The organism is Pseudochelatococcus lubricantis (assembly GCF_042432495.1).
In the GTDB taxonomy this organism is placed as follows: domain Bacteria; phylum Pseudomonadota; class Alphaproteobacteria; order Rhizobiales; family Beijerinckiaceae; genus Pseudochelatococcus; species Pseudochelatococcus lubricantis.
The window spans coordinates 153547-173016 of record NZ_JBHLXC010000012.1 but is presented as its reverse complement, the minus strand read 5'-3'; the positions used below and the strand labels follow the sequence as shown (position 1 = coordinate 173016).

General features: G+C 66.9%; 21 protein-coding genes. 7 read left to right on the top strand and 14 right to left on the bottom strand.

Annotated features, from left to right (window positions below):
• Positions 1–38 precede the first annotated feature (38 nt).
• From ACFFJ7_RS16380 to ACFFJ7_RS16370, 3 genes are read left to right on the top strand one after another with little or no spacing between them, the layout of a single operon-like run.
• Complete coding sequence (locus tag ACFFJ7_RS16380; protein ID WP_377593746.1) at positions 39–2735, top strand: DUF4118 domain-containing protein; 2697 nt, start codon at positions 39–41, stop codon at positions 2733–2735.
• A gap of 2 nt (positions 2736–2737) precedes the next feature.
• A complete protein-coding gene (locus ACFFJ7_RS16375; RefSeq protein ID WP_377593743.1) occupies positions 2738–3451 on the top strand; it encodes a response regulator transcription factor in 714 nt (237 codons plus the stop codon).
• Positions 3452–3459: 8 nt separating this feature from the next.
• Entirely contained in the window at positions 3460–3912 is a 453-nt protein-coding gene (locus ACFFJ7_RS16370) for a PTS sugar transporter subunit IIA (protein ID WP_377593741.1), read from the top strand.
• A 21-nt stretch (positions 3913–3933) separates the two neighbouring features.
• On the opposite strand, the gene ACFFJ7_RS16365 is transcribed toward ACFFJ7_RS16370, so the two are convergent.
• The 13 genes from ACFFJ7_RS16365 to ACFFJ7_RS16305 all read right to left on the bottom strand — a co-directional run bounded on the left by ACFFJ7_RS16365 (position 3934) and on the right by ACFFJ7_RS16305 (position 16126).
• A complete protein-coding gene (locus ACFFJ7_RS16365) occupies positions 3934–4587 on the bottom strand; it encodes a DsbA family protein (protein ID WP_377593739.1) in 654 nt (217 codons plus the stop codon).
• 62 nt (positions 4588–4649) lie between these two features.
• Positions 4650–6086, bottom strand: a complete 1437-nt coding sequence (locus tag ACFFJ7_RS16360) for an ATP-binding protein (RefSeq protein WP_377593738.1) — start codon at positions 6084–6086, stop codon at positions 4650–4652.
• Positions 6086–6748 carry a response regulator gene (locus ACFFJ7_RS16355; RefSeq protein WP_166955560.1) on the bottom strand — a complete coding sequence of 221 codons (663 nt, stop codon included), beginning with the start codon at positions 6746–6748 and terminating at the stop codon, positions 6086–6088. The genes ACFFJ7_RS16360 and ACFFJ7_RS16355 overlap by 1 nt, the downstream gene beginning before the upstream one ends.
• A gap of 87 nt (positions 6749–6835) precedes the next feature.
• A complete protein-coding gene (locus ACFFJ7_RS16350) occupies positions 6836–8551 on the bottom strand; it encodes a SulP family inorganic anion transporter (RefSeq protein ID WP_377593735.1) in 1716 nt (571 codons plus the stop codon).
• Between the two features lie 29 nt (positions 8552–8580).
• Positions 8581–9024, bottom strand: a complete 444-nt coding sequence (locus ACFFJ7_RS16345) for a DUF6691 family protein (protein ID WP_377593733.1) — start codon at positions 9022–9024, stop codon at positions 8581–8583.
• Entirely contained in the window at positions 9024–9455 is a 432-nt protein-coding gene (locus tag ACFFJ7_RS16340; RefSeq protein ID WP_377593731.1) for a YeeE/YedE family protein, read from the bottom strand. The genes ACFFJ7_RS16345 and ACFFJ7_RS16340 overlap by 1 nt, the downstream gene beginning before the upstream one ends.
• A gap of 40 nt (positions 9456–9495) precedes the next feature.
• Entirely contained in the window at positions 9496–10377 is an 882-nt protein-coding gene (locus tag ACFFJ7_RS16335; RefSeq protein WP_377593729.1) for an MBL fold metallo-hydrolase, read from the bottom strand.
• A gap of 65 nt (positions 10378–10442) precedes the next feature.
• Entirely contained in the window at positions 10443–10871 is a 429-nt protein-coding gene (locus tag ACFFJ7_RS16330; RefSeq protein WP_166955553.1) for a protein tyrosine phosphatase family protein, read from the bottom strand.
• 142 nt (positions 10872–11013) lie between these two features.
• A complete protein-coding gene (locus ACFFJ7_RS16325; RefSeq protein WP_377593727.1) occupies positions 11014–12270 on the bottom strand; it encodes a HAMP domain-containing sensor histidine kinase in 1257 nt (418 codons plus the stop codon).
• An 11-nt stretch (positions 12271–12281) separates the two neighbouring features.
• Positions 12282–12980, bottom strand: coding sequence for a response regulator (locus tag ACFFJ7_RS16320; RefSeq protein ID WP_166955549.1), 699 nt, complete (start codon positions 12978–12980; stop codon positions 12282–12284).
• A 141-nt stretch (positions 12981–13121) separates the two neighbouring features.
• On the bottom strand, positions 13122–13661 hold the full coding sequence (locus ACFFJ7_RS16315) for a Spy/CpxP family protein refolding chaperone (RefSeq protein WP_377593724.1): 540 nt from the start codon (positions 13659–13661) through the stop codon (positions 13122–13124).
• Positions 13662–13782: 121 nt separating this feature from the next.
• Complete coding sequence (gene glpK, locus ACFFJ7_RS16310) at positions 13783–15291, bottom strand: glycerol kinase GlpK (RefSeq protein ID WP_377593722.1); 1509 nt, start codon at positions 15289–15291, stop codon at positions 13783–13785.
• Positions 15292–15415: 124 nt separating this feature from the next.
• Entirely contained in the window at positions 15416–16126 is a 711-nt protein-coding gene (locus ACFFJ7_RS16305; RefSeq protein ID WP_377593719.1) for a winged helix-turn-helix transcriptional regulator, read from the bottom strand.
• Between the two features lie 58 nt (positions 16127–16184).
• On the opposite strand from ACFFJ7_RS16305, the gene ACFFJ7_RS16300 reads away from it, so the two are divergent.
• The 3 genes from ACFFJ7_RS16300 to ACFFJ7_RS16290 all read left to right on the top strand — a co-directional run bounded on the left by ACFFJ7_RS16300 (position 16185) and on the right by ACFFJ7_RS16290 (position 17815).
• Positions 16185–16634 (top strand): VOC family protein, encoded by a 450-nt coding sequence (locus tag ACFFJ7_RS16300; protein ID WP_377593717.1) that lies wholly within the window; start codon positions 16185–16187, stop codon positions 16632–16634.
• Position 16635: 1 nt separating this feature from the next.
• The gene (locus tag ACFFJ7_RS16295; RefSeq protein WP_377593715.1) at positions 16636–17253 is read left to right on the top strand and encodes a dihydrofolate reductase family protein; all 618 of its coding nucleotides are present in this window, start codon (positions 16636–16638) and stop codon (positions 17251–17253) included.
• Between the two features lie 79 nt (positions 17254–17332).
• Positions 17333–17815, top strand: coding sequence for a VOC family protein (locus ACFFJ7_RS16290; protein ID WP_166955537.1), 483 nt, complete (start codon positions 17333–17335; stop codon positions 17813–17815).
• A 280-nt stretch (positions 17816–18095) separates the two neighbouring features.
• Here ACFFJ7_RS16290 and ACFFJ7_RS16285 read toward each other — a convergent pair whose 3' ends face one another.
• Complete coding sequence (locus ACFFJ7_RS16285) at positions 18096–18296, bottom strand: hypothetical protein (RefSeq protein WP_166955265.1); 201 nt, start codon at positions 18294–18296, stop codon at positions 18096–18098.
• Positions 18297–18576: 280 nt separating this feature from the next.
• Here ACFFJ7_RS16285 and ACFFJ7_RS16280 point away from each other — a divergent pair, with 280 nt between their 5' ends.
• Positions 18577–19413, top strand: coding sequence for an alpha/beta hydrolase (locus ACFFJ7_RS16280; RefSeq protein WP_377593712.1), 837 nt, complete (start codon positions 18577–18579; stop codon positions 19411–19413).
• The last annotated feature ends 57 nt before the right edge of the window (positions 19414–19470 follow it).

Below are 19470 nucleotides of genomic sequence, written 5' to 3'. Positions count from 1 at the left end.
GGAACCCGGCGGCGCACCCGTAACGAGAAGGTCTGTGGATGACGGAAGCGTTTCAGAGAACGGAAAACAGGCCGTCACCCGATGCGTTGCTGGAAACCGCCAGCAAGGAAGGGCAGGGGCGACTGAAGATTTTTCTCGGGGCGGCGCCCGGCGTCGGCAAGACATACGAGATGCTGCTCGCCGGCCGCGCCCGGATCGCCGACGGCGTGGACGCCGTCATCGGCATTGTCGAGACCCACGGGCGCAAGGAGACGGAGGCGCTGGTCGCGGGCTTCGAGATCGTTCCGCGGATGAGGGTCGATTATCGCGGACGCACGCTTGAGGAAATGGACATCGACGCCATCCTCGCGCGCCGGCCGCAGCTCGTGCTGGTCGACGAGCTGGCTCACACCGACGCGCCGGGCAGCCGCCATCCCAAGCGCTATCTCGATGTGCAGGAAATCCTCTCGAAGGGCATCGACGTCTACACCACGCTGAACATCCAGCACGTCGAGAGCCTCAACGACGTGGTGGCGCAGATCACGCGCATCCGCGTCCGCGAGACGGTGCCGGATTCGATCATCGACCGCGCCGACGACATCGAGATCATCGACATCACCCCGGACGACCTCATCAAGCGGCTGAACGAAGGCAAGGTCTATCTGCCCAAGACCGCCCGGCGCGCCATCCGGAACTACTTTTCGCCGGGGAACCTCACGGCTTTGCGGGAACTCGCGCTGCGGCGCACGGCGCAGCGTGTCGACGACCAGCTTCTCAGCCACATGCAGGCCAACGCCATCCACGGCCCGTGGGCGGCGGGAGAGCGCGTGCTGGCGTGCGTCGACGAGCATCCGCGCAGCGCGGCGCTGGTCCGCTATGCGCGCCGGCAGGCAGACAGGATGCGGGGCAGCTGGGCAGCGCTCTATATCGAGGATGCCGCCGCCGCCGCGCTCGGGGAGGTGGATAAAGACCGCATCGCGGCGTCCCTGCGGCTTGCCGAGCGGCTCGGCGGCGAGGCCGTCACCCTCTCCGGTCAGAATGTCGTGCAGGAGATCCTGCGCTACGCGATGGCCAACAACTACAACCACATCGTCGTCGGGAAGCCGGACAAGCCGCGCTGGAGGGAGATGCTGGAGGGGTCGATCGCGCATGACCTGATCCGCGTCGCCGGCGACATCGGCGTCCACGTCATCTCGGGGGACGGGAAGGAACCGGCTCCGCCGCGCGGCGTAGCACTTGCCCAGACGCGGCGCTTCGAGCTTGCGCCCTATATCTGGAGCCTGGCCTATGTGGGTATCGCGACCGGCGTGGGCACCTTGCTGTTCCGCTTCCTCGACGTGCGCAACATCGCGCTCGTCTTCCTGATAGCGGTGCTGGCCTCGGCGGAGACATGGGGCCTGCGGCCGGCTCTGTTCAGCTCGGTCGTGTCCGCGTTCGCCTTCAACTTCTTCTTCCTGCAGCCGCTTTACACGCTCGACATCGGCGACCCGGAAAGCGTCATCGCTTTCAGCTTCTTTCTGGGCGTGGCGGTCATCGCGAGCAATCTCGCCGGGCGTGTCCAGCGGCAGATCGCGCTGGCCCGGCGGCGAGCCCGCACCACGGAAGGGCTCTACCAGTTCTCGAAGAAGCTTACCCGCGCGGGGACGCTGGAGGATGTCTTGTGGGCGTCGGCCTACCAGATCGCTTCCATGCTGCAGGTCCGTGTGGTTATCCTGCTGCCGGACGAGGGCAAGATCGCGGTGCGCGCCGGCTATCCGCCGGACGACACGCTCGTTGACGCCGATATCGCGGCGGCGCAATGGGCTTGGGAACACGATCGACCCGCCGGCCGGGGGGCCGACACGCTGCCTGGCGCCAGGCGTCTCTACATGCCCCTGAAGACGGGGCGGACGAAGGTCGGCGTGGTCGGCCTCGACAATGACAGGCAGGGGCCGTTGCTGACGCCCGAGGAGCAGCGCCTGTTCGATGCCCTTGCAGATCAGACGGCGCTGGCGATCGAGCGCATCGAACTCGTCGCCGATGTCGACAAGGCTAAGCTTGCCGCGGAGGCGGACCGGCTGCGCTCTGCGCTGCTGACGTCGATCTCGCACGACCTCAAGACGCCGCTCGCCGGCATCATGGGCGCGGCCGGGACGCTCCGTGACTACTCGGCATCGCTGCCGGACACGGCCCGGGCCGAACTGCTGTCGACGGTCGTGGACGAGTCCGACCGCCTCAACCGCTTCATCGCCAATCTGCTCGACATGACGCGGCTCGAATCCGGCGCCACGGAGCCGAACGTTTCCCTGAATTTCATCGGCGATATCATCGGCACGGCCCTGCGCCGCACGGCCAAAATTCTGGTGGATCGGCAGGTCGCGGTCGACGTGCCGGCCGATCTGCCCATGCTGAAGGTCGATCCGGTATTGCTGGAGCAGGTCCTGTTCAACCTGCTCGACAACGCCGCCAAATATGCGCCGCGCGCCTCGGAAATCCGCATTCGGGGATGGCGGGACGACGGCGATGTGGTGCTGCAGGTCATCGACGAGGGGCCCGGCATTCCGCAGGGGGATCTGGAGCGCGTGTTCGACACTTTCTATCGGGTCCGCAAGCAGGACCATGTCCAGGCGGGCACCGGGCTCGGCCTGTCGATCTGCCGCGGCTTCGTCGAGGCCATGGGCGGCACGATCCGGGCCGGCAACAGGACGGACCGCACCGGCGCGGTCTTCACCATCCGTCTGCCCGTCCCGGGCGCAGCCGACAATCCGGAAAGTTGAAGATGATAACGTCCGCAATCAAGATACTGATCGTCGACGACGAGCCGCCGATCCGCAAGCTGCTGCGCGTGGGGCTGGTGACGGAGGGCTATGCCGTCATCGAGGCCGCCGACGCGCGGGAAGCGGTAGAGCGGGTCGTGGAGGACAGGCCGGACCTCATCGTGCTCGATCTCGGCCTGCCCGACATGCCGGGGCACGATCTGCTCGAAAAGTGGCGGAACGGGCAGCTCGGCCTGCCGATCCTGATCCTTTCCAGCCGCACCGACGAGGCCGGAATCGTCAGGGCGCTCGAACTCGGCGCCGACGATTACGTGACGAAACCCTTCGGCATGCGCGAACTCGCGGCGCGTATCCGCGTCGCGCTGCGTCACAGGCTGCAGCAGCAGGGAGAACGGCCGATCTTTCAGGCGGGCGAACTCACCGTCGATCTCGTCAAGCGTATCGTGAAGGTCGCGGACAGGGAGGTGAAGCTGTCCCCGAAGGAATACGACATCCTGCGCATACTGGTCCAGCATGCGGGCAAGGTATTGACGCACCAGCATCTTCTCAAGGAGGTCTGGGGCGGCTCGACCGACGTGCAGTATCTGCGGGTCTACGTGCGCCAGCTTCGCCAGAAAATCGAACGAAGCCCCGACCAGCCCGAATACATCCTGACCGAAACAGGGGTAGGATACCGGTTGCGGGAGGCCGAGCAGGCCGCCATTACCGGATCGTGAGCGGAACCATGAAAATCACCGATATTGTCAAGCCGGAAAACGTGATCATCGATCTCCCCGTTCCCGCGAAGGTGCAGCTCCTGCGCGAACTGGCCGGGCTGGCCGCGAAACGGCTGGGGATCGAGGAGGCGCCGGTGCTGGCCGCCCTGCAGAAGCGCGAGAGCCTCGGCTCCACCGGAATCGGCAAGGGCGTCGCCATTCCGCATGCGAACATCGAGACGATCACCGAGCCGTTCATGCTGTTCGTCCGGCTCAGGAAACCCATCGCATTCGATTCCGTCGACGATCTGCCCGTCGGCATCGTATTCCTGATCCTCGTGCCCGCGCACAAGGCCTCGTCCCATCTCAACCTGCTGTCCCGTATCGCCCGCTGGACCACCTCTCAGGCGTGGCTCGCGGCGATTGGTTCCGCCACCTCGCGCGAGGCCATCCATGCGCTGCTCGCCGCGGAGGAGGCGTGACAGCGTGCGATGCCGCGCCGCTCAGCCGCGGGCGCGTGCGTCCGAGATGACTTGCCGGAAGCCCGCCTCGTCGAGAGCGGCGGGAATGAGGAACGGATCGATCAGGAAGGCCGGCGTTCCCCGCAGGCCGAGTTCCTCCGCCTGCGTATTGTTGCGTTGAAGCAGTGCCGTGATGGCGCCGCTGTCGGCCCGGGCATCCGCTCCCATGCGCTTCATGTTGACACCCGCCTTGGCAACGGCGTCGTGCATGTCGTCTTCCGATGGCCGTCCCTTGAGGTTCATCAGGGCGTGATGGGCTTCGAGGTATTTGCCCTGACGCTTCGCCGCGAGCGCCAGCTTCGCGCCGTAGACGGACGACACCGCCAGGATCGGCCAGTCCTTGTAGACGACGCGGACCTTGCCGTCCGCGCGCACGACCGTATTCATCGGTCCGACAGAGCGTTTGCAGAACGGGCAATTGTAGTCGAAGAAGGTCACGATCGTGACATTGCCATCCGGATTGCCGCCCACGGGCGCCTCGGGATCGTGCAGGATCAGGTCCCGCTGCGCATCCTGACCGCTCGCCCCCGCGGAAAGGCCGGTCACGCCCAGCAGCACGAAACCGGAGAGCAGGGCGCGCCGGCCGACGTTCGAGCCCTGCAGGAGGGCGGCGCTGGTTTCACGGTTGTGTCGCATGGTGTTTCCCTGGTTGGCGCTTCCTTGCGCTCGTCGGCTGCGGCGATGACATTTTCCCGACCTTAAGGCAACCTTAAGGGCACCCGCGTGGCCTCCGGTAACCCGGGCGGCGGCTTTGAGACCGGCGATGCGTCCGGCTTCCCGAAACCCCTGACGAGGGTGGCAGGCACCGCGATTCCGGCGACGAGCCCGCCCGCTGCCGCGTTGCGCAGTAACAGCGAACAGCCGGCCTGTTCAAGGGCCAGCTCCGCGATCGCGAGGCCGAGGCCGCTGCCGACCGGCGCGCGGTTGCGCCCCCGGAAGAAGCGCTCCTTGACCCGGTCCAGCTCATCCGCCGGGATGCCCGGCCCTGCGTCCTCGATGACGATGATGGTGTCTGCGCCGTTCATCGCGAGGCCGCAGGCGATGGTTCCGCCGGGCGGCGAATGGTTGATGGCGTTCTCCAGCAGGTTGCGGGCGGCAAGGCGGAACAGGTCCGGGTCCATCGCGACGCGCATCTTTTCCAGTTCCGGTGCGACCGCGATCGACAGGGCTTTTCCCGCGTGCGGCAGTTCGTTCGCGAGCGCCTTCAGCTCCGCACCCGGATTGGTCGGGCCGTTCGTCCAGCCTCGTTCGCCGGCTTCTATCGCGGAGATGTCGAGCAATTGGCGGACCAGCCGTCCCGTGCGGTCGACACCGACCGCGATCTGGCGCAGCGCCCGATCCCGGATGGCGGGATCGCCGCTCGCGAGGGCGACCTGCGCCTGTGTCTTGAGACCGGCGAGCGGCGTGCGCAACTCATGCGCCGCGAAGGCGGTGAAATGTCGCTCGCGTTCGCGTTGGCCGGCGACACGGGCGAACAGGCCGTTGAGGGATTGCACGACCGGCGCGATCTCACGGGCCGTGTCCGCGCTGTCGAGCGGGCTCAGGTCCGAGGCCGGCCGCGCGGAGAGGTTTCGCGCGATCCTGTCCAGCGGCGCGAGCCCCTGCCGGATGCTGAACCAGATCAGGCCGGCGAGGGCCGGCAGGATCAGCAGGGTCGGGAGCAGCAGGCCCCGGATGACGTCGTTGACCAGCCGGTCGCGGATCCTGAGGTTGTCGCCCACCAGCACCCGCACGCCGAGCGCGGCGTTCTCGACCGCGAACACGCGCCACGTCTCACCGTCGATGACGGTCTGCGAAAAGCCGTCGCGGTGCTCCGACAGCTTCTTTTCGGGAGCGCCTTCCGAGCGGCCGATCAGAACCCCCTGCAACGACCAAATCTGACACGACAGCTGCCGGTCATAGCCCGCCGGCACCCGTGCCGGAAACGGCGGTTTCAGCCCCTGCGCCCGCGCGACGTCGATCTCCTGGCTGACGATAAGGGAATTGACCATGCGGCCCGCTTCCATGAGGCGGGCGTCCAGCACGTGCTCGATCTCCGCGCGCGTGCTCACGAAGATCCACGCCACCGCCGAGAGCCAGACGAGGCCGGTGGTAATGCCGAGGATGACGAAAAGGCGCGTGCCGATGGAGCGCATCAGGGCTCTCCTCCCAGCCGGTAGCCGACGCCGCGCACCGTCTGGATCAGCTCCGTGCCGAGCTTGCTGCGCAGATGATGGATGTGGACCTCGATGGCGTTGCTCTCGACCTCCTCCTGCCAGCCGTAAAGCTGGTCCTCCAGCCGGTTCTTGGACAGGATGGCACCGGGATGGCTCATGAGGGCGCGCAGGATCGAGAATTCCCGTCGCGACAGGCGGATCGGCACGCCGTCCTTTTCGACGGTCCGGGAGGAGGGGTCGAGCTTCAGTCGCTCCCATTCGAGAACGGCCCGGGAGCGTCCCTCCGCGCGGCGGATCAGGGCGCGCAGCCGGGCCGCCAGCTCGTCGAGATCGAAGGGCTTGCCGAGATAATCGTCGGCGCCGGTGTCGAGTCCGGCAACACGGTCGGCAACGCTGTCGCGCGCCGTCAGCAGCAGCACAGGCGTGTCGTCGCGGCGCTCGCGCAGCGCCTTCAGAATGGCGAGCCCGGAACCATCCGGCAGCATGAGATCGAGGACAAGGGCATCGAAGCCATGGCCGACGAGCGCGGCATCGGCTTCCTCGCAGCTTTCGACCGCATCGGCTGTGAAGCCGGCCAGCGACAGGCCGACCTTCAGCCCGTCCCTCAGCAATGCATCGTCCTCCACGATCAATATCCGCATCCCGCGCTCCCGCCTTGCCGGATCGTCATTCTTCCGGCGCCTTAAGGCAGCCTTAAGGTTGGACGAACGTGCGCGAAACCTGTTTCGTCAGCAACCGCGCAGTGCGCAGACGGCCTCGTGTTGGCTGAGGAAAACGCGGCCGGTCAGTTCGGTGAGGAAGTCTGTCCGCTTGAGGCGGTCCATGACCGGGCCCTTCACCTCGGACAGGTGGAAGGCGATGCCCGCATCCCGCAGCCGGCGATTGATCTCCTTCAGGCTGTCCAGCGCGCTGGCATCGATCGCATTCACGGCGGAGCACATCAGGATAACGTGCCGGATGTCCGGCCGCCCGGCCACGAGCGCCGCGATCCTGTCCTCCAGATAGCGGCTGTTGGCGAAATAGAGGCTCTCGTCCACGCGGATCGACAGGAGGCGCGGCTCCGTCGCGACGTGATGGCGTTCGACATTGCGGAAGTGCTCGGTGCCCGGCACCTGCCCGACCACCGCCATGTGCGGCCTGCTCGTGCGATAGAGGTGAAGGGCGAGCGACAGGCCGACACCGGCGGCGACGCCCGCCTCGACGCCCCGCAGCAGCGTGACGAGGATCGTTGCCGCCATCGCCGCGAAATCGGCCTTCGAATAGGCGAAGACGTCGCGCACGGCCCTGAAATCCACGAGCGAGAGCACGGCGATGATGATCGTGGCGGCCAGGGTCGCCTGCGGCAGGCTGGCGAGCAGCGGCGTCAGGAACAGGGCGGCGAGCGCGATGCCGATCGCCGTGAAGACGCCGGCGGCGGGTGTTTCGGCGCCTGCGTCGAAGTTCACGACGGAACGGGCGAAGCCGCCCGTGACGGGATAACCCGAGGACAGGCCGGCGGCGATGTTGGCGGCGCCGAGCCCGATAAGTTCCTGATCCGGCACGATGCGCTGGCGCCGTTTCGCCGCCAGCGTCTGTGCGACCGAGACGGACTCGACGAAGCCGATGACGCTGATGAGGAAGGCTGGCATCGCCAGTGCGGCGAGCGTGTCGACGGACACTTGCGGGAAGGACGGCGCGGGCATTCCCTGCGGAATTGCCCCCACGAGCGCCACGCCTCTCGCGCCGAGGTCGAGGCTATATGCGAGCAGGATCGTCGCGGCGACCGCGAGAATCGGCGCCGCTTTCGTGACCAGGTCCGCCGGGCGTCCCGCCAGTCCCGCGCCAACGAGCAATGGCCGGAGCCGGGTGCGCGCGAACTGGAGGAACGCCAGCACGGCGAGCCCGATGGCCAGGGTGGGGAGACTGGTCTCCGCGATGTTTCCGGCGAGCGATACCGCGATGGCGGACAGCGTGTCGCCGCTGGCCTGAACGCCGAGGATATGCTTGAGTTGGCTTGCCGCGATCAGCAGGCCCGATGCGGTGATGAAGCCGGAAATGACCGGGTGGCTGAGAAAACTGGCGAGAAAGCCCAGCCGGAAAAATCCCATCAGCACCAGCATCGCGCCGGACAGCAACGCCAGCGCGACCGCCGCCGCCGCGTAGTCCACCGTGCCTTGCGCGGCGACCTCGCCGACGGCGGAGGCCGTCATCAGCGAGACGACGGCGACCGGCCCGACCGCCAGTGTCCGGCTGGTGCCGAACAGCGCATAGGCGATGAGCGGCAGGATCGAGGCATAGAGGCCGACTTCCGGCGGCAGGCCGGCCAGCATCGCATAGGCCAGCGATTGCGGGATCAGCATGATCGTGACGATGACGGCGGCCACGAGGTCGCTCGTCAGCGTCGCTCGGTCATAGGTCCTGCCCCATTCGAGAATGGGCAAGAAGCGTCCGGGTCCCGCAGCCATGCCTGCGCTATCCTTCCTCGTCTCGGCGCTCAGGCGGCGCGCGATTGCGCCGTGCCGGCGAAGGCGCTGCGCGTGAAGCGGGAGAGGGCGATCCCGGCCAGCATCGACGCGACGAAGATGAAGGCGCTCGCTTCGCCGAGGCCCAGCGCCGGGATGGAGCCGCCCGGGCAGAACCCGGCGATGCCCCAGCCCACGCCGAACAGGGCGGCGCCGGACAGCAGCGGCCAATCGAGCTTGCGGTTTGTCGGCAGGTGGAAGCCGTCGTCGAGCAGCGGCCGCGGACGCTTCAGCACAAGACGGTAGCCGAGCGCCGTGACAGCCAGCGCACCGCCCATCACGAACGCCAGCGACGGGTCCCAGGTGCCGGCAAAATCAAAGAAGTTCAGCACCTTCGCAGGATTGATCATGCCCGAGACGGCAATCCCGGTTCCGAAAACGAGGCCGGCGGCGAGCGCGGCGAGAAGGCGGGCCATCAAAAGCCTCCCAGGACGTGGCGGATGACGAAGACGGTGGCGGCGGTCGTCGCCATGAAGATGAGCGTGGCCGCAATCGAACGCCGCGATAGCCGCGCGAGGCCGCAGACGCCGTGCCCGGAACTGCACCCCGATCCAAGCTGCACGCCGATTCCCACGATCAGCCCGCCGCCGATGAGCCACGGTGCGGGAACGGCGCTGTCGAACGAAACGGCGGCATCGCCCGCATAGGCCACGATCAGCGCCGGCGCGGCGATCGCGCCTGCGAGGAAAGCGGCGCGCCAGCCCCAGCCGCCTGCCCACGGCGGCAGGAGGCCGGCCAGAATACCTGAAAGCCCGGCGATGCGGCCATGAAAGGCCATGAGAAGCACGGCGGCAAGGCCGATCAGCGCGCCGCCGGCAAGGGAGGCGAGGGGAGTGAATTGTGTCATCGTTCAGTCTCGCAAGTTACCTGCGTGGGCCTGTCCGGCATCATTCCCACGCGGCGCCGGTCAGCAGGTCGAGCGGAATTTTCAGGTAGCGCCGTCCGTTTGCTTCCGGCGCGGGCAGGCGCCCGCCGTTGGTGTTGATCTGCAGCGAATGCAGGATCAGCTTCGGCATCGGCAACGTCCTGTCGCGCGCCTCGCGTGCGGTGGCGAAGTCCTGCTCCGTCCTGTATCGCGCCATGTGGATGTTCTTCGCCTTCTGCTCGGCCACCGTCGATTCCCATTGCGGTTCGCGACCGCCCGGCTGGTAGTCGTGGCCGGTGAAGATGCGCGTCGCGTCCGGCAGCGAGAGGATCGCCTGAATGGACTTCCACAGCACCTTTGCATCGCCGCCGGGAAAGTCGGCCCGTGCGGTGCCGCTGTCGGGCATGAACAGCGTGTCGTGAACGAAGGCGGCGTCGCCGATGACATAGGTGATCGACGCAAGCGTGTGGCCGGGCGAGAACATTACCCGCGCCTCGATGTTGCCGACCCGGAAGGTGTCACCGTCGGCGAAGAGCCTGTCCCACTGCGAACCGTCGGCCGGGAAGTCCGGCCAGTTGTAGAAGCCCTTCCAGAGCTTCTGCACCTGCGTGACCCTCTCGCCGATGGCGGTCGGCGCGCCGGTCTTTTCCTTGAGGTAGGCGGCGGCCGAGAAGTGGTCGGCATGCGGGTGGGTGTCGAGAATCCACTCGACCGCATAGCCCTTCTCCCGGACGAAGGCGAGGATGCGGTCGGCGTTCATCGAGGCCGTCTGGCCGGAGCTTTCGTCGAAATCGTAGACGGGATCGACGATGGCGCATTTCTTCGTTTCCGGATCGGCGACGACATACTGGATCGACCACGTGCGGGGGTCGAAAAAGCCGGTGACTTCAGGTTTCATGAGCATCTCCTTTTCGTCAGTCTGTTGTCGGTGCGCGCTGAGTTCAAAGAACCGCGGAGCGCTCCCCGGAGCTAACGACCGTGAGCCGTGAGCCAGTCGACCGCGCGGGAAAGGTCGAAGCCGCGTTCGGCGCCGAAGGGGATGAGGTCCTCCTTGCGCATGCGGCCGTCGAGAACCTCGCCGATGGCCCACAGGATCAAGGAGCGCGCGCCCGTGCGGCAAAAGGCGAGGACCGGCCCGCTGCTCGCGGCAAGCGCCTGCTGGAAGGCGCGAACCGTCTCCTCGGTGATGTCGGGCCCGGTCACCGGCAGGTGGATGCAGGCGAGCCCTTCCCGGGAGGCGGCTGCGGCGATGGCATCCGCGCCGGGCTGGAGGAGAGCCTCGCGGTCCGGCCGGTTGTTGATGATCGCCGTGTAGCCGGCGCGCGCCAGCGGCGCGATATTCCGGGGGCTGATCTGCTCGCTGACGGCGAGCCGTTCGTTGATCCTGACAAGTCTCATCGGCGTTTTCTCAAAGCATCGGGGGCTTGCCCCGCTGAACGCCATCTAATAATAATTGCGATAAATTGCAATTAAAAATTCGAAATAATTTTAATGCACTGTTTGGACTGCCGCTTCCGGCGTTCCCGGAGCGAGCGCTTCGTCAGGCCGTGCGCTCGACCGGGAAGGTGACGACGATCCGGGTGCCGCCGTCATCCGGCGTTTCGAGGCGTACGCTCGCGCCGTGGCGGTCGGCGATCTTGCGCACGAGAGCGAGCCCGATTCCCCAGCCGCCCGCTGCCTCGCCATGGCCGGCGGGCCGGTAGAAGGGCTCGAATATCCTCTCGCGTTCGGCTTCCGGTATGCCGGGTCCGTGGTCGCGCACGCCCAGCTCGACCATCCCGTTGCGGCGCCGCACCTCGACGATGACGGGCGGTCCACCGTGGCGGATGGCGTTCTGGACGAGATTGCGCACGAGGCGCGACAGCAGGCGGTGATCGCCGGTGACCGTGGCGGGCTCGCCCGAGACAGCCACGTTCTGGCGCGCGCCTTCTTCCGCCGCCAGCGCCAGCAGGTCGACGCTCTCCGACAACAGCCCGGAGGGATCGCCATGTTCCAGGCGGCTCGCCAGCAATATCTCGTCGACCAGCGCATCGAGTTCTGAGAGATTGCGAACGATTTCGCGCTTGCGCTCACTGCTTGGCGCGGCCTCGTAGAGGTCGAGCGCCATTCTCAGGCGCGCGAGCGGCGAACGCAGCTCATGGCTGGCGTTGGCGAGCAGGATGCGGTGCGCCTCGACCAGCTTCTCGATCTTCTCGGCGGCGAGGTTGAAGCTTCCGGCCAGTGCGGCCACCTCGTCGCGGCCTTGTACGGGCACGCGGCGTGTCAGGTCCCCTTCGCCCCATTCCTCGACGCCGCGGCGCAAGCGCTCCAGCCGGCGGGTGAGCCCCCGCACGGCGGGCCAGGCCGCAAGCCCTGTGGCCCCGGCCACCAGCGCCAGCAGGATGAGCGGGCTGCTCGGCAGGAAGCCCGGAGGCGCGCCGAAATGTCCTGCAACCACGCGGCCGTCGGGCAGGCGGACGGAAAAATTGCGCCACGGGTTGCCGTGCTGATGCCGGCGCGCGTCGCCGGGCGGCGCGGGCGGAAGCGGATTGCCGGCCGCCATGCTCAACCGCCCGTCCGGCTCGTAAACGGCGATGTCGGCATCGAATGCCTCGGCCAGCCGCTCCAGAACGAAGCGCGTTTTGGCCGGGTCGGCATCGGCCGGCAGCAAGGCGGACAGCATGGCGTCGCGCCGGCCGTAGAAGCCGCGATCCTCGTCGTCGCGGCTCGCCTGCAGGAATGCTGCGCCCGCGAGCGCCACGACGACGAGGCTGGCCAGAAGGGTGAGGTATATCTTGAGAAACAGACTGCCGCGCATGGAATTTCGCCTCACACATCCTCATCCTGCCGGCGCGCGAACACATAGCCCGCCCCGCGTACAGTGACGATGCGGCGCGGGTGGCGGGGATCGTCCTCGATCGCGGCGCGGATACGCGATATGTGGACGTCGATGGAGCGGTCGAAAGCATCGGCCTCCACGCCCTTGACCAGATCCATCAGCTGCTCGCGCGACAATATCCGGCCGGCGTGTTGTGCAAGCGCGACCAGCAGATCGAACTGGTGCCCCGTCATCGCGCAATCCCGCCCGTCGAGCCGGGCGATCCGTGAGCCGGGGTCGATCTCCAGCCGGCCGAAGCGCATCACGTCATCGACGGCCCTCGGGCTGCCCCTGCGGCGCAGGATCGCCCTGAGACGCGCGAGCAGTTCGCGCGGGTTGAACGGCTTGGGAAGATAATCGTCGGCACCGATCTCCAGCCCGACGATGCGGTCTGTCTCGTCGCCCCTCGCGGTCAGCATCAGCACCGGCACGTCGGAGACGGCGCGCAGGCGCCGGCAGGTCTCGAACCCGTCGAGATCGGGCAGCATCACGTCGAGGATCACCGCATCGGGCGCCCGGCGGGCGAGTTCGGCAAGCCCGGCCCGTGCGGTTGCGGCTTCGCGCACGGAGAAGCCGCTGGCGGAAAGGTAGTCGGAAAGCATGGCGGAAAGCCGCGTGTCATCATCGATGATCAGCACCTCTTCCGCCATGCTCCGGATACCCTGTTGCGCCGCGCTGCTTTGTACATTGTGGAACTGCGGATATAAAACACGAATTGCGCCGCAGCTCTATCCATTTGTCAACGCATCGAATTCATGCGGAAACCGGTGCCCGTTTTCCGGTTCAACGCATCAGCGGCGCGGTCCGCGATCCCCGAAACCGCGCTCACCGAAGCCGCTTTCCTGAAAGCGTTTCGTCAGCGTGGCCCGCTGTTCCGGCGTCAGTACCTCGGCGGCGTCGAGAACGGCGGCGGTCAGCTTCTTCGATGCTTCGTCGATGGCCTTGATACGCTCGGCGCGCAGCGTCTCGACAGCCGCGCGGTCGATCGTGCCGCTGCCGAGCAGCTCCGCAACCGTCCCGCGCGTGTCCCGGAACTCGCGCGCCAGCGGCCGCAATTCAGCGCGGGTCGCATCGACGATCGCCCAGATCCGCTTTTCCTGCTCGGCCGTGGCGTCGACGGTGTCGAGCGCCCGCTCGATGCCGCCCCCGCCAAAGGGGCCGCCCGGGTGGCCGCCGGCACTTCCGAAGCAGCCGAGGCCGCCGGCGGTCACCGCCGTGGCCGCGCCGATCGCGAGCACCGCCAGGCCGCCGGCGGCAATCCAGCCGCGCCGCCGCGACTTGCTGCGGGTGTCGGCACCGGTGGCGGCGGCGTCCTGCTTGTCCTGTTCCATATCGAAGCTCCTTCCTCACTGCGGCCCGATTGCCGCGACGGGAAGAGGCTATGCGAGGAGTGTTTCCGCCGTTGCCGGCCGATGTGAAGAAATGTAAAGACGGTGCGCAGCAGCGCCGCCGCTACCCGTCATTTTCCATGGATATTGCCGCCGCGACGGCCTTTTTCCAGCGCCGGTACTGCTCGTCCCGCACCTCGGCGGCCAGCCGCGGCAGGAAGCTGCGGTCCAGCGCCCAGTGTTTCGCGAAGGTCTCCGCGTCCGGATAGAGGCCGGTACGCATGCCCGCGAGCCAGGCGACGCCCAGGGCTGTCGTCTCCTGAAACTGCGGCCTGTCCACGACGGCGCCCGTGATGTCGGCGAGAAACTGCATGGCCCAGTCGGAGGCGCTCATGCCGCCGTCCACGCGCAGCACGGGTGTCGTTGCGGTTCCTGTCTCCTCGGCCCAGTCGGCCACCATCGCTTCCAGCAGGTCGCGCGTCTGGAAGCCGACACTGGCGAGCGCCGCCCTCGCCAGCTCCGCCGGCCCGGTGCTGCGTGTCAGGCCGAAGACCGCGCCCCGGCAATCGGGCCGCCAGTAGGGGGCGCCGAGCCCGGTGAAGGCCGGCACCAACACCACCTCCTGCGTCGTGTCGGCGGACTCGGCCAGCCCCTGCACCTCGCCCGCGCTCGCGATCACGCCGAGGCCGTCGCGCAGCCATTGCACCACCGCGCCGGCCACGAAGATCGATCCTTCGAGTGCATAGGTCCGCCGGCCGTCGATCTGCGCGGCGATGGTGGTCAGCAGGCGGTGACGGCTTTCCACGACGCGCTCGCCGGTGTTGAGAAGCGCGAAACAACCCGTGCCGTAGGTCGACTTCATCATGCCGGGCGTGAAGCACGCCTGCCCCAGGGCCGCCGCCTGCTGGTCTCCCGCGACGCCCGCAATCGGGATGGCCCGCCCCAGCAGGTCCGCCGTCGTCTCGCCGAAGTCGGCGGCGCAGTCGTACACCTGCGGCAGCAGCGAGGGATGGATGTCCAGCAGGTTGCAGATGTCATGGTCCCACGCGCCCCGGCGGATGTCGAACAGCATGGTGCGGGCGGCGTTGGTGGCGTCCGTCGCATGCACGCGCCCGCCTGTGAGACGCCAGATCAGGAAGCTGTCGACGGTGCCGAAGGCGAGTTCGCCGCGTGCCGCTTTCGCCTTGGCCCCGTCGACATGATCGAGGATCCACCGCAGCTTGGTCGCGGAGAAATAGGGGTCGAGCAGCAGGCCGGTAGTCCTGCTGATCAGCGGCTCGTGGCCCGCGTCGCGCAGCGCGGCGCAGAGGGGCGCGGTGCGGCGGTCCTGCCAGACGATGGCATTATGGATGGGCTTGCCGGTGGCGCGATCCCAGACGAGGGTGGTTTCCCGCTGATTGGTAATGCCAATGGCGGCGATGTCCGCCACATCGATCCCCGTCCGTGCAACGGCCTCGCGCGCCGACTGGACCACCGTGCGCCAGAGGTCCTCGGGATCGTGCTCCACGAGGCCAGACGCCGGGTAGATCTGCGGAAATTCCTGCCGGGCCGTGCCGACGACGCTGGCCTGCGCATCGAAAACGATGGCCCGGGACGACGTGGTGCCCTGATCTATCGCCAGAATATATTGCATGAGCCTCCCCGATGCCGCTTCCGCCGCCGCTTCTCGCGACAGGCGCCCGGCCTGCTTGCCGCCTTATTTATACGCGATCTTTGCAGATGATCTATCTCTTTGATATTGATTGAATTCTTGGCGATCAAATGACTCCGTTTGATCGGAACGCGCTTGGGACCATTGCCTTCGGCGGCAGTTCGAACAGGGCCAGGAAGCGTTCGGCGATCTCGCGCGAGCCTTCTATGCGTAGCGCTCCCTGCGCCTCCATGGCCCCCAGCCCCGGCCCGTAGGCGGCGGCGCCCAACGCCTCTGGCGAGCCGATGAACACGACGTCGGTATCGTCGAGCGTTTCCACGCGCCGCACCGTCAGCCTGTCGGGCGCAACTGCGATGCGGAACCGTTGCTCGCCCGTCCGGTAGCCGATCGCCGCGTCGAAGCCCGGCCGCACGCCCGGAGCGAACATGGTGCGGAACGACAGCATGATCGAGACCGCGCTGATCGGCTGGTTCGGATCGTGGCCGGGCGAGCGCACAGCCCAGCGGCCGAGCGTCTGGATGACGGGCTCAGCCTCGTAGCCCCAGTCGGTCAGCTCGTAGACCTGCACCGAGGCCGGCGGGGGCAGCGTCCGCCGCCGCACCACGCCGTTTGCCTCCAGCGTCTCCAGCCGCTGGGTCAGCACGTTGGCGCTCAGGCCCGGCAAATCGCGCCTCAGATCGCTGAAGCGTCTCGGCCCGAGCATCAGCTCGCGAACAATCAGCAGCGTCCAGCGTTCTCCCAGCAGCTCCAGTCCGTGGGCCGTTCCGCAGGCATCGTCATAGCGCCGGGATCGTTCAGTTATTTTTTCTAACTTCATAGTTGTTATTTCTAACATATCGCTCTATGGTTTGCAAATCCACGAGGAGGAAACCACGATGACCGCTACACCCAAGATGATCTTCGTCAACCTGCCGGTAACGGATCTTGCCCGGTCGACCGCTTTTTACGAGGCTGTCGGCGGGACCCTGAATCCGAAGTTCTCGGACGATACCGCTGTCTGCATGGTGTTTTCGGAAACCATCCATGCCATGCTGTTGACCCACGAGAAGTGGGCGACGTTCACTGACCGGGCGATTCCCGACGCGCACAAGAGCGCCCAGGTGCTGATCTGCGTCTCGGAGAGCAGCCGCGACGCGGTGGATGCGACCGTCGACTCTGCCGCGAGGGCAGGCGGCAAGGCCGACCCGAACGCCGTTCAGGACTACGGCTTCATGTACGGCCGCAGCTATGCCGATCCGGATGGGCACATCTGGGAAGTGATGTGGATGGACCCGGCCGCCGCCGAACAGGGACCGGAAGCCTTCGTCCAGTCTGAGGGAGGCTGACATGCGCAGGCTCACCGTTGCCGCTTTCCTCAGTCTGGACGGCGTGATGCAGGCGCCGGGCGGGCCGGAGGAGGACACGTCGGGCGGCTTCGCCCACGGTGGCTGGATCGTGCCGCACTTCGATGCGGTGACGGGCGAAGTTATGGGTCGCCTGTTCGAGGGGCCGATTGCCCTGCTGCTCGGCCGCAAGACCTACGACATCTTCGCCGCTCATTGGCCCCGCGTTCAGGACGACCCCTTCGCCGACAGCCTGAACGTCATGACGAAGTACGTGGCGACCCGCAGCCCCGGCCCGCTCGCATGGAGCAACAGCCGTGCCATCGGTCCCGATGGCGCGGACGCGGTGCGGCGGCTCAAGGCGGAGGACGGTCCCGATCTGCTGACGCAGGGCAGCTCCGATCTGATCCAGTCGCTGCTGGCGGCAGATCTCGTCGATCGCTTCACGCTCCTGACCTTTCCCGTGCTGCTGGGGGCGGGAAAGCGCCTGTTTCATGAGGGCACGAAGGATATCGGCCTGAAACTGACCGGCAGCAGGAACTCCACCACCGGTGTCGTCATTTCAACTTATGAGCGTGCAGGGCCCGTGCGTACCGGCTCTTTCGCCCTTGATCCCGCGTGACCGCCGGGGAACGTGGCACTGTCATGAAGATCACGCCCGGCATCATCTTCGAGACCAACGCCCGCGAGGAGACCACACGATGAGCGACAAGATCGTTCCCTGTATCTGGTATGACGGCGCCGCCGAGGAGGCCGCGACCCTCTATACCTCGCTGCTGCCCAACAGCCGCATCGATGCGGTCATGCGCAGCCCTGTCGACACCCCGTCCGGGCCTGCGGGCATGGTGCTGACCGTGGAGTTCACTCTGGCCGGCCATTCCTATCTCGGCCTCAACGGCGGCCCACAGTTTCCGCACACCGAGGCGGTCAGCTTCCAGATCATGACCGACGATCAGACCGAGACCGACCGCCTCTGGTATGCCCTGATCGCCGACGGTGGCAGGGAAAGCGACTGCGGCTGGCTCAAGGACCGTTGGGGACTGTCCTGGCAGATCGTGCCCCGCCGCCTCATGGCGCTGGTCAAGGATCCCGATGCCGCCCGCGCGAAACGCGCCATGGCGGCCATGATGACGATGAGGAAGATTGATATCGCCGCGCTCGACCGGGCTGTAGACGGGGCTTGACCCCGCATTGCCGCGTCGTGCAGCCTCGGATGCTGGGCTGTTCGCCCAGCCGCTTCGAGCATGGTGGCGGAAAGCTGACGGTAGCGGACTCGGCCTGGCCATCGCCGGCGCGCCCGTTTGGCGCTTACGGCGACTAGGCAAGTAATCCAGCTTCGAGGCAGCCGTCAGACTGCCCGTCTCGGGTTAAGATACCGGCCGATGACGACCGGGCATACATACGGCGCCATTGCCGCCTATGCGTGACGGCTCTCGCGAGCCGTCCGTGCCGATATGAGGTGTCTCAAGAACGCTTGAGTATCTCGCAGAAGTCCGCTTCGTCGATGCCGAGAGTCTGCAGCGCCTTAGACGACGGGCGGCGGTGCGCATTGACTGCCACGGCGCATTCGCGTGCCGCGCTGAACAGCTTGACGCCTTCCCACAGCGTGGCAAGGATGCCCTGAAGCCACTGCCTGTCTGCGTGGTGGGCCGTAAGTATTGCCATCTTCATTTCTCCTTCGCTGTTGCGGTATTTAAGATGTTGCAGCGCAAAATGGAAGGGAGGCGCAGGCATGTCCGCCATGTGGTGACCGCATGAGAAGCCGGCACGATGGCGGCGGGGCGCGGGCTGCGGCCGCGGACGGCGAGAGCGCGGGAAAGTGTGTGTGCTGCCGACAAGGCGTTTGACCCCGCATCTTGTTGATGCAATCTTCCCGCAGCGAAAGGGCGCCATGGAACGGATTCTGCATGGGCGTGCCCGAACGGCGGAGGCGGTTCGTCAAGCGATGCAGCATCTTAATGAGAGCCTGAAGCAACCTGAGGTTGTCTTTATTCACGGGGCATGGGTCACGCCGTCCTGCTGGGATGCGTTCCGCCGCCCGTTCGAGGACGCGGGTTTTCAAACGCTTGCGCCGGCCTGGCCCGGGTTGGACAAGCCGGAGGCGGAACTGCGCGCTGCGCCTGACCCGCAGCTTGGCGCACTCTCGGTGGGTGAGATCACCGAGCATTACGCGCAAATTGTCGCGGGGCTCGACACACCACCGCTGCTGGTCGGCCATTCCTTCGGCGGGCTTGTCGTCCAGTTGTTGCTGGCGCGCGGTCTCGGCGCGGCCGGGGCGGTGCTTTCACCCGCGCCCTTCGCCGGGCTCTGGCCCGACCCCGTTTCCTTCGGATCGGCGTTGCTCGTGGGGGCGGGTTGGCGGGGCTGGAGCCAGACCTATGACGTCGCGCGCGACGTGTTCGATACGCGCGTCGCCAACACCCTGCCGCCCGACACACGCAGGGAGATCTATGACCGCCTTGTGCCGAGCCCAGGACGAATCTACGGCGAGGCGGCGGTGGGTCTTGGCACGTTCCTCTGGCCGCCGGCCCGGCAGGCGCCGCTTCTTCTGATAGCCGCCAGCGAGGACAGGCTGGTGGCTCCGGCCCTGGTGTACAGCGCGTGGCTATGGCAGAAACTGGCGCCCGCACGCACGGATTACGATCTGGCCGAGGGCCTTTGCCATCTCCTGATCTACGAGCAGAAGGGGAAGGAGGTCGCCGCCCGCGTGATCGCCTGGGCGGGCGAGAACGGCGTGATCCCGCCTGCCGCCTCCTTCCGGAATACCGCCGGGCTTTCCTGAACCGCTGGCGACGGCGCGCGCTCGTTCATGAACGTGCAACTGCCACGATGGAGCGGC